General features: G+C 59.1%; 9 protein-coding genes. 7 read left to right on the top strand and 2 right to left on the bottom strand.

All coding sequences use genetic code 11. The features are described 5' to 3' along the window. Positions 1 to 702: substrate-binding domain-containing protein (locus EN994_RS03185; RefSeq protein ID WP_127307395.1), on the top strand; the 702-nt coding region annotated here is incomplete at its 5' end. Between the two features lie 175 nt (positions 703 to 877). On the opposite strand, the gene EN994_RS03180 is transcribed toward EN994_RS03185, so the two are convergent. After that, the gene (locus tag EN994_RS03180) at positions 878 to 2254 is read right to left on the bottom strand and encodes an HlyD family type I secretion periplasmic adaptor subunit (protein WP_013533102.1); all 1377 of its coding nucleotides are present in this window, start codon (positions 2252 to 2254) and stop codon (positions 878 to 880) included. Then, on the bottom strand, positions 2247 to 4022 hold the full coding sequence (locus EN994_RS03175) for a type I secretion system permease/ATPase (RefSeq protein ID WP_013533103.1): 1776 nt from the start codon (positions 4020 to 4022) through the stop codon (positions 2247 to 2249). Before EN994_RS03175 ends, EN994_RS03180 begins: the two co-directional genes overlap by 8 nt. Before the next feature lie 689 nt (positions 4023 to 4711). Between EN994_RS03175 and EN994_RS03170 the strand changes: the two genes are divergently transcribed. From EN994_RS03170 to EN994_RS03145, 6 genes are all read left to right on the top strand, one after another. After that, the gene (locus EN994_RS03170; protein ID WP_164745800.1) at positions 4712 to 5695 is read left to right on the top strand and encodes an ATP-grasp fold amidoligase family protein; all 984 of its coding nucleotides are present in this window, start codon (positions 4712 to 4714) and stop codon (positions 5693 to 5695) included. A gap of 327 nt (positions 5696 to 6022) precedes the next feature. Further along, complete coding sequence (locus EN994_RS03165; protein WP_063167496.1) at positions 6023 to 7792, top strand: calcium-binding protein; 1770 nt, start codon at positions 6023 to 6025, stop codon at positions 7790 to 7792. Positions 7793 to 8208: 416 nt separating this feature from the next. Next, positions 8209 to 9417 (top strand): glycosyltransferase family 4 protein, encoded by a 1209-nt coding sequence (locus EN994_RS03160; RefSeq protein ID WP_063167495.1) that lies wholly within the window; start codon positions 8209 to 8211, stop codon positions 9415 to 9417. Beyond that, positions 9414 to 10673, top strand: coding sequence for an O-antigen ligase family protein (locus EN994_RS03155; RefSeq protein ID WP_063167494.1), 1260 nt, complete (start codon positions 9414 to 9416; stop codon positions 10671 to 10673). The genes EN994_RS03160 and EN994_RS03155 overlap by 4 nt, the downstream gene beginning before the upstream one ends. Further along, entirely contained in the window at positions 10674 to 12671 is a 1998-nt protein-coding gene (asnB, locus tag EN994_RS03150) for an asparagine synthase (glutamine-hydrolyzing) (RefSeq protein WP_063167493.1), read from the top strand. Next, positions 12646 to 14904: an exopolysaccharide transport family protein gene (locus EN994_RS03145; RefSeq protein WP_244514268.1), complete on the top strand. Its 2259-nt coding sequence runs from the start codon at positions 12646 to 12648 to the stop codon at positions 14902 to 14904. The genes asnB and EN994_RS03145 overlap by 26 nt, the downstream gene beginning before the upstream one ends. The last annotated feature ends 30 nt before the right edge of the window (positions 14905 to 14934 follow it).

The raw sequence follows: 14934 nt of genomic DNA, 5'->3' as shown, positions 1-14934 counted from the left end.
GTGCAGGGCTTCATGAAAGGCACCAAAGGTGTCGTCCGTGTCGGCGGCGTGCCGTTCTTCATGGACGCGATGATCAGCCGGATGATCGGAGAATTCCAGAAGCTCGAACCCGAGGTCACCGTTCAGCAGAGCTACATGAACCTGCCCGAGATGGTCGCGGCGCTGGACAGCAACCAGATCGACCTCGGCATCGTGCCGATCGGCGTGCTCGACCTTGGTCCCGGCTTCGAATTCACCGAAATCCTGCCCGGACGCAATGTCGTGGCTTGCCGGCCCGATCATCCCCTGCTGCGAAATCGCCGCCTCAGGGCGCATGACCTGACCAGCTTTCCCTGGGTGGCTCCCCTGCCCGGCTCTCCGCTGATGTCGGACCTGCAGATGATCCTGATGAGCATCGGCATGTCGGACCTGAACATCCGCTATTCGGGAGGCTCGCTGATGAGCGTGATCAACTTCCTTGCCGAAACCGATGCGTTGGCCGTGCTGCCATTCTCCGTAGTCTTCGCGCAGCGCAAGGAGAGCCGGGTTACGGTGCTGCCCTATGAAATCCCGCAGCCCAGCCGCTCACTCGGTATCCTTCGCCGGGTCAGCGGACCACGCTCACCGGCGGCAGAGCGCTTCGCCGGCCACGTCACGACCGCCTTCGAAAACCTGAAGCACATCATCAAACGGCATGAGAATGCCGTTGTCTGGGGACGGTAAACCAGCCTCGCTATTCGAATGATGCGGTAGCGTCACACAACGCGCATGTTTCCTCCAGCCGGAGGCGCTTCATCCCCGCGTCGCCGGTTAGGCTCGACGGCCGCCCGCCCCCAAAAGCCGTCGGGCCGCCAGAAATCCCGATATCCTATTGGTCACGCCCTCCTCCACCTCGCCATCACTGCGTAAACGCTTTGGACATCTGATCCGCAAAGGGTTTCAACAGATAAGACCAGACATTGCGTTCGTCGGTGCGGATATGAACCTCGGCGGGCATACCTGGCCTCAGCACCTTCGCTTCGGTCAGGCAGCTCGATTTGCTTTCAACCTTGATACGCGCCGAAAAATAGGAAAGCTGACGTTGCGGGTCTTTAATCAGATCTGCCGAGATGTGTTTCACTGACCCTTGGCAGACCGGAGTGGTTCCCACGTCGAACGCCGGAAAACGGATTGATACCGGCTGCCCAGGCCGGACATCGTCGACCCGCGACGGAGGGATCAGCGCGTCCACCACAAGATCGTCGGTATCAGGTACGATGGTCATAAGCATCTCGCCAGGCGCGATAACGCCGCCGACGGTATGGACAGCCGATTCCTGTATCGTTCCGGACTGTGGCGCGCGGATCGTTGTCTTGGTCAGTTCATCCTGCGCCACAATCCTCCGTTCGTTGAGTTCGGTCTGTTTGGCTTCGGTCTCGCGGAGTTCGGTCGTCACGTCGGTGCGCCTTTGGTCATCCAGCTGCAGCATCTGCAACCCCGTTTCGCTGATGCGCGCCTGGGCTTCAGCTACTGCTGCAGCGAGGCGACCCGATTCTCCCCTGGCCCGGGTGGCATCCAACTTGATGTTGCTTACCCTCTCCTTGGAGACGAGTTTTTTGGCGTAGAGGGAATCAACGTCGGCGAAATCCTTGCTCAGCAGGGCAACCGATTCATCCACCGCGCTCTGTTGCGCTTTAAGACCGTCGATCTGACGTTCAAGTTGCTGGGATTGGCTTCTCAGCTGTGCCTTCTGTCCAGCCAAAGCCGAAGAGCGCGTTTCAAAGAGAGCGCGTTCGCCGTTGACGAGCGCAGCCAGCTCCGGTTGGTTCATTCGCGCTTTCAGGCCGACCGGCAGCTGCATTTCCGCCAAGCCCGTGCGCTCGGCCTCCAGCCGGGCGAGGCGAACGGTCGCGCGATCGAGATCCTCGCTGATGATTTGCAGGTTCGCGCGTGTCAGCGTGTCATCCAGCCTGACCAGCACGTCGCCGGCTCGCACATGATCTCCGTCCTGCGCGAAGATCCCGCCCACTGTTCCTCCGGTTTGATGCTGGACCTTCTTGACGTTGCTTTCTACCACCACGGTGGCCGGTGCAACCACGGCGCCGGCGATCTTGGTCAATCCCAGCCACAGGCCGCCGCCGAGGACCAGCAGACCTGTAATCACCAAGCCGAATATCAGGTTGGCCCGTATACCGTCCGGCAGATCTGGCGAGCTCACGGCAGGTCCTTTGCTGCCACGAAGGGTCCGGGCATAGGACGAGAAGGTGACGAATGTTTCGAGCAGAGCCTCATGCATGCCCGGCAACCCCCGGTATCGGCGCCAAAGAAGATGGCCGAGGTGAAACAGGCGGTGAAGGTCGGAGCACGTTCGCCAAGACCTCCTCGCGCGAGCCAAAGGCATGAACCGTCCCGTTCGACATAACCAGCACCTGATCGATGTTGGCGAGTGCCGAGGGACGATGCGCAACGACAATGACGATGCCCCCGCGCTGACGCACTGCCCGTATGGCGCCGGCCAGGGCAGCGTCTCCATCCACGTCGAGGTTCGAGTTCGGTTCGTCGAGCACGACAAGGAACGGCTCGCCATAAAGGGCTCGGGCGAGACCCACGAGTTGCCTCTGCCCTGCCGACAGGGCTGCTCCCCCCTCCCCGATGCGGGTCTGAAATCCCTGAGGGAGTTGCATGATCATTTTCTCGACGCCGGCGGCTCTTGCCGCCGCAAGGACGCCTTTTGGATCCGTCTTGCCTCGGAACCTCGAAATGTTGTCTGCTACCGTGCCGTCAAACAACTCCACATCCTGCGGCATGTAGCCGATATGGGCGCCGAGATGTTCCGAGTTCCATTGATCGAGAGAGGCGCCGTCCAATCTCACCGAGCCATGGAGCGGCTTCCACACCCCGACCAACGAACGGGCCAGCGTCGTCTTGCCGGAGCCGCTCGGGCCGACGACGGCCATTCCAGCCCCCCTCGACAGGTGGAAACTTACATTTACAACGGTCGGTCTTGTCAGGCCGGGCGGCGCGACTGTCAGTTGCTCGACGGCAAATCGTGCCTGTGGACGAGGCAATTCCATCGGATCGTCCTGACTGCCAAATGCAGCCATGACAGCTGCCAGTTCGCTATAGCTGCGCCGGGTCGATAGAAAACCTCTCCAGTTTGCAATGGCCGCGTCAACTGGGGCCAAGGCCCGGCCGAGCAATATGGAAGATGCGATAATCACCCCAGGAGAAGCTTCACCGCCGATGACCAGGTAGGCACCGAGCCCCAGAACGCCGGATTGCAGACCCATGCGAAGCGCCTTCGAGAAGGAACTGGCGCCACCGACGACATCCGAGAGGCGCTCCTGCTGACCAAGATATGCGCGGCTGACGTCGCTCCAGCGTCGAGCCAGTCGACCAGAAAGCCCCATTGCATGAACAACCTCGGCGTTGCGCCGGGCGGAGTCGGCAAGCGCCCGTTGCGACGACAAGTCTTCGGAGGCGCGCGCGGCCGGACCACGGCTAAAGACTTCCGCAACCGCCGTCAGGAGGACCACGGCGATCGCGCCGACGGTTGCCAACAAGCCGAGCAAAGGATGGAGCAAATAAATGATCACCAGATAAAAAGGGATCCACGGAGCGTCGAAGATGACCGTCGGTCCCGTTCCGGAAAGAAAGCCGCGCAGTCGGTCAAGATCGTGCAAAGGCTGCAAGCGGCCCGCATCACGTCCTGCCTTGAGCGGCAAGGACAGGGAGATGGAGAACACCTTTTGCTGCAAATTTCTATAGAGAAGACTGCCGATGCGGACCAGCACGCGAAGCCGCACGAAATCCAGGAGCCCGTAGACCGCATACAAGCCCAGCATGCCGATCGTGAATCCCACCAGGGTGGGAACGCTCTGCGACGGCAGAACGCGATCGTAGATCTGCAACATATAGACCGAACCGGTCAGGGCGAGAATGTTTATCACTGCCGAAAACAGCGCCACGCCAAGCAGCCCAGGCATGCAGGCGAGAATGGCGGAACGCAGCTCGGGAGAACCGGCCCCCGATGTTTTCATGACCAGCGGTCGTTCGCGCGACACTGCCGCGCCGTTACTTCCGTAAATTGTGATGGCTCAAACCTTTCTTGGTGCGCATAGCAGCCGCTATCCGTCGCCCCCCTTATTACGCTCTGCTTACATACGTCGACTTTGAGGAAAATGCAGCGGATTCGTGGCGCAGGACCAACGAAACGCGACCCGCAGCGTGCACAGGCTGGGGATAACTCCCCCAAAAAACGGCAATTCACGCTAGTAACGCAGTCCAGAATGGAACACGCAAAAGGGGCTTATGTCCTTGCTTCCACACACTTTCAAAGACGCCACGGTCGTTGACACAAAATACCTGATGCGGAGCAACAACTTAGATCAATCAAACCTTTTGTCGTTCTGTATTCTGTATTTGATCTCGCCCCGATACACCAATCACCCGAGCAGACCATCAGTCTCCCAGACTTCCAGAGGCGGCAAATTGACGACCGTCAGGCCGGCACGCCGGATCGTCATTCAAACGGAGGAGGACGGTGATCGAGCCTGACGTATTGTGGTTTAACGCATGCGCAGGGATGGCGACTGGAGGGCTCGTTCACCTCGGGGCGCTGGCCGACGGGTTCGACCGGCCCCATCTGTGACGGCTGCCAACCTGCCCAAGGAGGCGGATCGCGCCTTCGCCATCGTCGTTATCAGAGCGGACGCCGCGTTAGCCGTGCGTTATCCGCGTAGTGGGGTGTTGCGTGGAAAAGAAGTATCGGAAATTAAGAAGAGCTGTCTGGGAAACGATATATAGGGTCAGCTTGATAACCCCGAATTTCTACGTTCTGAACTACCCCATAGCAGCAGCGGGATTCTTTAACGGGAACAACAGGTTCCCAAGACGGGTTTCCAGTCAATCGGCTACGATAAATGATTTTATATTTGACAGAATGATACGAAATAGATGGGGATACCTGGAGAAGATTTGCGTTGATAAGCATTATGCTAAGTACATAGCTAGTGGAATCGCAGGCCTTAAAATCCCAAAGACGATCTCTGTATTCAAGATAGATAGAAATACGACGGCAGATGACATTTTACTTTGGATCCAGCCTTTCCTCGGACGTCATTTCGTGATGAAGCCGACCCATTCCTCTGGAAAAATTATATTCCTCGACAAACCGCTCAATAGGAAAACTCTAGAGGAATTCTTAAATTTCTCTAAGAGGTCGTACTTTAATATCGGACGAGAGACACAATATTATAAAATGGAAAAGAAATTAATTGTCGAAGACAACATTTCTACTGGTGGTGAATTAAGTGACTACAAATTCTTTTGCGTTCGCGGCAAGGCAATTTATCTTCAGGTCGACGTCGGTAGATTTGTTGATCATAAAAGGGCTGTCTTTTCTCTTCCGGATTTTAAGCAGATTGATGTCATGTATGGTTATGACCTACCAGAAAACGTAGAAAGGCCGGAAAATCTCGAAAAAATGATCGAGATCGCGGAAACGATATCTAGGGATGTTGAGTTTGTCAGGGTCGATTTGTACAGCATTAACGGTGACATATATTTTGGAGAGATGACTTTTTCTCCATGCGCTGGGTCGGATCATATTTCAAACGAGAGTTGGGCCATCGATTTTTTAAATAGGATCAAAGCAGAAAGTGCTCCTAAAGCAGCGATAGGTGGCCGCTTCACGCCGCAAGCGGCACGATCTTTCGACCGTCAAGTTGGCGGGTGAGCCGCGAGGGCGTCAGCGCAAGCCTCGGTTCATGTGCCGAGGCACCCCAATTGGCTTTCCCCTAGTTGGGGATAACCCGGTCGGGAAAGGCGGATATTTCCCAATCACGCGGCTCAACAATGAGCCGGATGAGAGGGGCTTATGTTGTTGTTGCGGCACTGTTTTAAAAGACTTCGGTTGACCCGAAGCGGAACATCTCCTGCTGTGCAGCAATCCTGTCGGCGATCAAAGATTCTATCCAGCGGGTGTCGTATTTGATTTGGGCCTAATATGCGCCGTCAACTAAGCAGACGTGGGGCATAACCGAATCAACCAAAGGATTTTTGGATGACACTCCACTACGCGTCCGGTGGATCAGCCGCCGAGATCGCAACCGCCGGATTCAATCTGGCTGATGTTCAGTACGTTTCGCAAGTCAATGCCTTGCCGGATGGCATGAAAGGCTTGGTTTATCTCGGTGAGCACGACGGAGTAACTTCGTCTTTCATTGATAAAGTCACTCCCTTCATAGGTAATCCAAATGTGTTCGGGTTTTACCTTAGCGACGAGCCTGATCCGACAGGCAAGTGGGGCAGCTACGCAACCGCTGCAAATCTAAAGGCGGAATCCGACTGGATTCATTCTCATGTTCCCGGCGCCAAGACCTTCATCACGATGATGAACTTGGGCACGGATGGCTCCCCGAGCTACATGAACCCGAACGACCCGGCCCACGCCGCTTACAATCCGGCGAATACGGGCATCGATTTCTACGGTATCGGCTATTACCCCATCAACAACACTTCGGCTCCCGACTACACCCATATCGACAAGATGGTTGCGGCTGCCGGTGAAGCGGGCATCCCGATTGACAAGATCGTCCCGCTTTACCAGGCGTTCGGTGGTGGCAACTGGGAAACCAGCGCTGGCGGCAAGTTTGTCATGCCCACCGCTGCCCAGGAGCAGGCCATGATTGATCGTTGGGCCGCACTGGTTCCGTCGCCGGCCTTTGACTATACCTATAAATGGGGAACGCAGAATGGCGACACCGCGCTTGAAAGCGCCTCGGAACTGAAAGCCTTTTTCCTCCAGCACAATCTCGAGGGCACCCATGCCCCGGTCTCGCCCCCGGTTAGTGATCCTGTCACGCCCCCGGTCAGTGATCCGGTCGGCACACCGACCACACCTCCTACTCACGTCGGCACCCCTGCTCCCACCGGGCCGGCCCCGTCGGGCAGCGATCATGTCTTCCATGGCACGCGCGGCGCAGACGTTTTCCACGCAACCGGGGGCAATGACAAATATCTCGTCAACAATGCTCATGACAAGGTCATGGAAGCGCCAAACGGGGGCTTCGACAAGGTCGCGGCCTCGGTGAGTTACGCTCTTACGGCGGGATCACATGTCGAGCAGCTCTCCACCGCCAATTCCGGTGGCAGGGCGTCCATTAACCTGACCGGCAACGAATTCGGTCAAGCCATCTATGGAAATGGCGGTGCCAACAAGATCAATGGCGGCGGTGGCGCCGACAAGATGACCGGCTATGGCGGCAATGACACCTATTACGTCGACAATGCCCACGACAAGGTGGTGGAGCAGGGAGGAAGCGGCCTCGACAAGGTTCTTGCCTCGGTGAGCTTCGCTCTTTCGGCTGGCTCGCACATCGAGCAACTCGCAACCACCAAGACGTCCGGCAAGGCCGCCATCAATCTGACCGGCAACGAATTCGGACAGACCATTCAAGGCAATGCCGGTAACAACAAGATCGACGGTGGCGGCGGAGCCGATACGTTGACCGGGCACGGGGGCAGAGATGCCTTCGTGTTCAGTACCGCCCTTGGCGCTGGAAACGTCGACAGGATCACTGATTTCAACAAAGCCCAGGACAAGATCCACCTCGACCATTCCATCTTTGCCGGTCTCGATCAGGGGGGCCTCTCGTCGGACGCTTTCTTTGCCGGCAAAGCGGCGCATGACAGTTCCGATCACATTATCTACAACAGTTCGACCGGAGCTCTTTCTTTCGACAGCGACGGCGTCGGAGGCGCAAACCAGATCCATTTCGCGAGCCTCTCTCCGCATCTGTCGATTACCGCATCGTCTTTCCTGGTCACCTGACGCTCCAGCGACGAATGCCTTAAAGGTCGGCGAGGTCTTGGTGCCTCGCCGACAGTCGTTTGGGCCGAGCGTCCGAACTTCGCGCCCATCAGCGAGCCGCGGAGTTCAGGTCCGCCACGCCTTACTCCAGCCACTCATCGTACCCACTTCAGGCAATGCCGTGGGGGCGTCCCGGTGAGACTGCGTCGGCAAGACAGGAGGGACATTAGCGCTCCCCCACCGCGAGGGAATCTCGCCTCACTGGTCCTACCCCTTTCCAAACATCATGGTGTCATTCAAACGGACGAGGACAGGAACCCGGCCTCCCCATAGCGTGCACTCGGGCGGGATGCGCTCATAGGTGATGAAACCGGGCCGTGGCAGCATCGAGAGCGTCAGTTACTCGATTGCCCGCCGTGTGCGCTGGGGAGAGGCAGATGAACCCACATCTGGTCTGCGTGGGAGGCGAGGATCACGCCTTGAGAGTTCCCTTCCTCATCGCGCTGCGAGAGAAAGGCTTTCGCGTTACGGCGGTCTCGAGCGGTTCTCCCGTACCGTTTTTAAGGCATGACATTTCGCATCACAGGTTCTCCTTCGACCGGTTTGCATCTGGCGGCGGGGAATGGCGTGCTCTCGGAACGATGCGCCGATTGATGCGGGAGCTTCGGCCCGACATCATCCAGAGTTTCGACACCAAGCCAAATCTGTTGACGCCCCTTTCCATGCGGGGAACAGTTCCGGTTATTCGCACCATCAACGGGCTGGGCTGGACGTTCTCATCTCTGGCGCCTCGCGCTTTGGCCCTGCGTCCGGTCTATTGCGCGCTGCAATGGCTCGCGTCTTCGTGGACGGCGGCGACCGTTTTCCAAAATCGTGATGACCAACTGTTCTTCGAGCGCTTTCGGCTGACCGGTCGCGGAAGCTCGCGACTGATACGCAGTTCCGGAATCGATGTCGATGCGTTCGCAACGGTGCGCCATCTCGGGTCCTCGGCAACGAAGATGCGTAGGGAACTCGGCCTCCAGTCCGCCGAAGTGGTGATCTTTGTCGGCCGCTTGACCCGTCAGAAGGGTGTGGGAACCCTCCTCGAGGCGGTTCCTCGCGTCGTGGCCGAAAGACCAGCAGCACGATTTGTGCTTGTCGGCCCGCGAGAATCCGAAGGCTCATTCGCAATCGACAAGTCCGAGATCGACCGGCACGCATCTCATGTGCTGGCCTTGGGTCCACGACGCGATGTCGCTGATCTCCTCGGCATGGCCGATGTATTCGCCTTTCCCACCCAGTATCGCGAAGGAGTACCGCGTGTGTTGCTGGAAGCGGGGCTTTCGGGACTGCCAATCGTGGCTTCCAGGATGCCAGGCTGCAGAGACGTCGTCGAAGACGGGTGGAATGGCTACCTGGTTGCACCGCATGACGCCGATGCCCTTGCCTCGCGAACAATAGACTTGCTGTCCGACCGCGCTGGGGCAAAGGCAATGGGCGTCCGTTCCGCTGAACTTGTGCGGGAGCGATTTGCCCTGCCGTTGGTGGTCGATCAGTACTGCGACCTGTACGAAAACACACTCCGCGCGGGGCTTCCGCGACCGCTCCCTGCTGTCGCGCTTGAGGGCAGCCTCGCAGATCACCGGGGCGGAGCACGTCAATGATCCGGGACGCCTTGCTCGCCCTGGGAGTTGCGATGTCCTACGCGACGCAACTGGCCGTTCCGGGATTGCCGCTCGGCTATGGCGAATTGTTCATCGCGATCTGGATCGTTCTGGCGATTGGACGAATATTCGCCGGGGGTCGTCTCCAGGTCACACCCGCTTTTGTCCAACTGGCGAGCTTCTGGCTGATCTTGTCGCTGGCTTTGGGAATCGGCACGATCGTCGGCTACCTGACCACCGTCCTTTACTTGACCGGGCTGGTACATGACCTGATGGCCTACATGCTGCTGGCCGGCTTCACATGCCTGGCGGCCGCGGAGCCCGACGCCGATCGTCACCTTCGCCGCAGTGCCTGGTGGGTGATCGCCATCGCCAATGGAAGCTTCGTAATTCAGCTGGGATTGGCATTTGGGGTAGCCCACCAGCCCGGCGTCGACCCCTGGTTCTGGGACAGATTCCGGGGCTGGTCCGAGAACCCGAACCAACTTGCGCTCTATTGCGCGCTTTTTGGCCCCCTGGCTTTGCACCTTGCCACGACCACCCGCAACCCATGGCGCCGTTTGCTCGCATTCTCCAGCCTGATCCTGACCTTTTATGTCGGCCGGCTGACGAAGAGCGACACCTATCTCTACACCAGTATCCTGAGCTGCCTCGTCTTTCTCGGATTGCGGCTTCGTGCATGGATCGCAACAAGCGGTCGCGCCAGCCTGCCCCGCTTGGCAGCAATTGTGCTGTTGGCGGGTTCCTTGCCTTTAGCGCTGGCGATGACGCCCTACGCGCTCACCGAAGAGGCCAGCGTCGCCCATTTTGCCAAGAGCCTTACCAAGGACCAGGGTGGGGAAGCGACACTCGAAACGTTCGAACTCCGGCTCTATCTGTGGCAGGACGCGGTGGAAACGGGGTTGAAATCCGGGTCGCTGGGATTGGGCCCTGGGCCTCACCTCGAGCGCCCGCCCGTCGCCGACCGTCAATTTCTGCAGCGACCTTTCGAGGCCCATAATACCGTTCTTGACCTTTACCTGCAGGGCGGATTGCTTGCGGTGATGGCATTGGTCTGGATCGTGGGAGCCGCAATGTCGCTTGCCTGGCGAGCGGGATTCGACGCGCTGCTGGTGCTCGGTGCGTCGACGATAATCTTCAGCATGCCTCACCTGATCATCCGCCATCCGATCGTGTGGTTTTCGCTGGCTTTCTGCCTCGTTGCCGGAAATCCGACCGCACTTCGGCGGCAACTTGCCGAGCCCAGGGTGCCCTAAATGTGTGGGATCGCCGGAATTCTATTGGCTTCCGATGCCACAGACATAAAGCCGCTCCAAGCGATCGGGCGGATGACCGCATCGCTGCGTCACCGGGGCCCGGATGGCGAAGGGCTCTGGGCCGATCGCGAGGCTGGAATCGCATTGGGCCACAGGCGATTGGCAATTGTCGACCTGTCAGCCGCCGGGCACCAGCCGATGCATTCTGCCAGCGGCCGATACGTGATCACCTTCAACGGTGAGATATACAATTTTCGCGATTTACGTCGCGAACTTGAGGGTGCGGGCCAAACCTTTCAAGGCGCCAGCGACACCGAAGTGATGCTCAGCGCAATCGAGCATTGGGGGCTTGAAACCGCCCTCAAACGCTTTGCCGGAATGTTCGTGTTCGCATTGTGGGATCTGAAGACAAGAAGCCTTTATCTGGCCCGTGACAGGATGGGCAAAAAGCCCCTCTATGTTGCTTCGACCCGAGACGCATTGGTCTTCGCCTCTGAGCTGAAGGCGATCAACACCTTTCCGGGCTTCTCTCCCGACCTTGATCTTGATGCCGCGGCGGCAATGCTTTCAACGGGATGGGTGCCGGACCATCTCTGTATCTGGCGAGGCGTGTTCAAACTGCCGCCTGGTTCCGTCCTTTCCGTCACCGCGGCGAATTGTGCCGAAGACCGCAGCGCGGACCGTCTTTCGCAACGCGTTCACCGCTGGTGGTCACTGGCTGACGTTGCAGCCGATGGGCGACGGAACCCCGCTACCGGCACCGACGAAGATCTGGTTGACGAACTGGACAACCGGCTTCGGCTGGCCGTGCGGGAACGCATGATGGCCGACGTCCCTCTGGGTGGCTTCCTGTCGGGCGGGATCGACAGCTCAGCCGTGATCGCCCTGATGCAGGCTCAATCCTGCAAGCCGGTTCGCAGTTTCACGATCTCGTTCGCAGAGGGCGGCTTTGATGAAGCTCCATACGCAGCGGCCGTTGCCCGTCATCTGGGCACCGACCACTCCGAACTTCACCTCTCGCCCAGCGCCGCACGTGACGTCATTCCCGAGTTGCCGCAGGTCTGGGATGAACCCTTCGCCGATGAATCGCAGATACCGACCTTGCTCGTTGCCAGGCTCGCCCGTCAGCACGTCACCGTAGCGCTGTCGGGCGACGGCGGTGACGAATGCTTCGCAGGATACGGCCGCCACTTCATGGCGGAGCGGTTGAAACGACACCTGCGCCTGCCCCGACAACTGCGCCGAACCTTGGCGGCAGGGGCAGGTTTTTTCGCACGCGCCGGACGCGACGATGTCATCGGCAAACTGCCACTCTCTGCGAGCGCGAGGCATTTTATCCGGAGCGACCGGATGGAACGTCTCGCCCGGCTGCTCACGGCATCGAATGAAGACGAATTGTTTCAGCGGCTGGCGCGGCCACAGGCTGAAAACCTGGGACGTCAGCGGCCCACCGAACCAATCTACGGCCACGGCGGTCCGCCGCTTGACGACCTGCTCTCCCGTCTTCTGTGCGATGACATGGCGGGGTACTTGCCTGGCGATATCTTGGTGAAGCTGGACCGTGCCACTATGGCCAACAGCCTTGAGGGCCGGTGTCCTCTGCTTGACCACCGCGTTGTCGAATTCTCCTGGCGGCTGCCATCCAACATGAAAGTTCGTGATGGCGCCGGCAAATGGATCCTTCGTCAATTGCTACGCCGCTATCTCCCGCAGCACCTGATCGAGCGTCCGAAACAGGGCTTCGATGTCCCTATCGCAGCATGGCTGCGGGGTCCGCTGCGCAACTGGGCCAGCGATCTTCTCGCCGACATGCGAGCAGAAAGCAGTGACGTATTGGACGCTGCGAAGATCGACGCCTGCTGGCGCGATCACATTGATGGCCAGAACCGCTCGCGCGAATTGTGGTCCGCATTGATGTTCCAGGCCTGGCGGAGCCGAGCCAACCGGCAAGCACAGGAAACCGGCCCAATTCATGAACCCGATCTGGCAGGAGTATAAAATGGTAGGTTCCGCAATCAGCCCGATCCAGCTGCCACGGATCAATCAACCACCAGCACCGGTTCTCGAAGGCAGAGTGCACGTGCGGTCATTGCGCGAATATGTCGAGCCGGCCACCGCGTCGCACCAACTCTTCGTGATTCTGGCAAGGCGAAAATGGTCTATTGTTGCCTTCGCTGTGTTGGGCGGGCTGCTGGCGGGGTTGCTGGGAAGTCTTCGCCCGGTTCTCTACGAAGCAACTACTCAGCTTATCATCGACGCCCCATCGCGCGGTTCACTGCCCGTCGGCGCCCCGTCTTCGCAGGACCTCGTCGATTCAAGCATAGATGACCACATCACGATGCTATCGTCGCAAGACCATCTGCGCCGCGTCATGGCGGCACTGCGCAAGACAGGTGCGGCTGAAACCGGACAGGACAATTCCGCTAGCGGGAATTCCCGGCTTGAGCCGTCTGCCATCCCTCCCCCGAGGACACGCTCGCTTGCCGGTGGTCTACTGGACCGACTGTGGCCAGGAGCGGACAAAACAATCAGCGATTCACAGGCCGAGGATGCCTCTGAATTGAGAGCCTTGCGGCAAGGAATGCGGGTCGGGCAGGAGCTGCGATCGAGAGTAGTCTCCGTCGCTTTCGCCGATGACAGTCCCGCGCGGGCGGCGCTCGTGGCCAACACATTCGCTCAGGTCTATGTCGACAATCTGATAAGGAGAAGGCAGGCATCCGACCAGCAAGAACTCGATGCGATCACCACCAGCCTGCCCAGGCTGCAAAACGATCTGCAGGCAGCGGCCGACCGCCTTGAGAAATATCGGTTGAGCCACGGAGCCATCGACCAAGGCTCGGCGGACAATGCAGCCAGGGAACGGGCCGACCTCAGCCAGCAATTGTCGATGTCAAACGCAGATCTCGCCGCTGTGGAAACTCGGCTGCGACATGTTCAGGAGCTTCGAGCGCAGGGGGCTTCTTTCGTCTCCGTGGCCGAAGCCATTGGCGGGCCTGAACTTGCCGATCTTGCGGCTCGACAGGCTCGCGCGCCTGCGGACCAAGAACTCAGAAACCTGACCGAAAGCAAGGTCGAACAAGGCATCGACAAGATTGCTGCGGACGCAAACATTTTCCGTGCCCAGATCGCCACTCTTGAGAGCCGGAAGGCCATTTTGGATGCGGTCATGGCCGACACCGCCAGCCGGCTTTCCGGGTTGCGGGTTCTCGAGCCGCAGGTCAGTTTGCTGACCCAGCGATACAACGAACTTCTTGGCCGGCAACAGGATTTGACGCGGCGTATCGGAGTTCCCTCGGCTGGAATTTCCATCCTATCGGCGGCATGGCCGCCGACCATCCCGCAGACCTTGCCCGCCATCTTCCTTGTTCCGCCCGGGATGATTGTGTTCGCTATACTGGGCGCGATTTTCGTCACGATGCGCAATCACTTCGATCGGACTTTCCGCGGTGAGACCGAGGCGGAAGCGGTGCTCAAGGTTCCATGTATGGGGCAGATTCCCGAAGCAGGCAGGGTGCATGCCAAACGACTGCGAACCCTTGTCCTGGGCGAGCGCAGCTCCGCCTATAGCCGCGCCGTGACGTCGTTGCTGATTGCTGCGGCGCCCAATGCGCTGAGGGCTCGTTCGTCGTACACGGCGCTTGTCACCTCCAGCGTCCCGGAGGATGGGGGGACCGAGCTCGCATGGAGTCTGGCGCTGGCCGGCACGCGGATGGGCGGTCGTGTTCTCTTGATCGATCTTGAACGCAAGGGCGTTCAACTCACGCTCGAGTTCCTGCATCAGTTCAGCGAGCGCAAGAGCCGCCATTCCTTCGCTGATTATGTCTGCAATCGCAGCAACCTGGAAAACGCCGTGGCCAGTCTGCATGAAATCGGCATCGACGTGATGACCGCTGCTCCGTCGGACGATCTGCTGGCGGTGTTGTCCTGCGAGGATGGGGGCAAAGTGATGGCGGATCTGCACTTGACCTATCGCATCGTCATCATAAACCTGCCGTCGGCGCTCGGGCGGCCGGAAGCCAAATTTCTGGCTGGATGGGCTGATGCGGTGCTTTTTGCCGTCCGATGGAGGAAAACGCCACGTACCCTCGCTCGCGGGGTGCTGGAACTCCTTCAGGGCAACGGTTCTCTTGCGGTACCCGTCGGCAGCGTCCTCACGCAAGTGAACTTGAAAAAACATGCCGGATATCGGCTCGAGGATAGCGCCGACCTCTTGCGCGAGCAGATAGCATGACCAAGCATAGGCTCGTCCTTGGGCCGCGGA

Origin of the sequence: Mesorhizobium sp. M7A.F.Ca.CA.002.09.1.1 (assembly GCF_003998555.1) — a bacterium.
Taxonomy (GTDB): domain Bacteria; phylum Pseudomonadota; class Alphaproteobacteria; order Rhizobiales; family Rhizobiaceae; genus Mesorhizobium; species Mesorhizobium ciceri.
Note: the sequence above shows the minus strand (reverse complement) of the source record. Positions and strands in the feature narration are given on the sequence as shown.

Excerpts from the sequence above, each read along its gene's own strand:
- EN994_RS03180 (WP_013533102.1), bottom strand. The coding sequence starts at position 2,254 with ATGCATGAGGCTCTGCTCGAAACATTCGTCACCTTCTCGTCCTATGCC.
- EN994_RS03165 (WP_063167496.1), top strand. The coding sequence starts at position 6,023 with ATGACACTCCACTACGCGTCCGGTGGATCAGCCGCCGAGATCGCAACC.
- EN994_RS03160 (WP_063167495.1), top strand. The coding sequence starts at position 8,209 with ATGAACCCACATCTGGTCTGCGTGGGAGGCGAGGATCACGCCTTGAGA.
- EN994_RS03155 (WP_063167494.1), top strand. The coding sequence starts at position 9,414 with ATGATCCGGGACGCCTTGCTCGCCCTGGGAGTTGCGATGTCCTACGCG.
- asnB (WP_063167493.1), top strand. The coding sequence starts at position 10,674 with ATGTGTGGGATCGCCGGAATTCTATTGGCTTCCGATGCCACAGACATA.
- EN994_RS03145 (WP_244514268.1), top strand. The coding sequence starts at position 12,646 with ATGAACCCGATCTGGCAGGAGTATAAAATGGTAGGTTCCGCAATCAGC.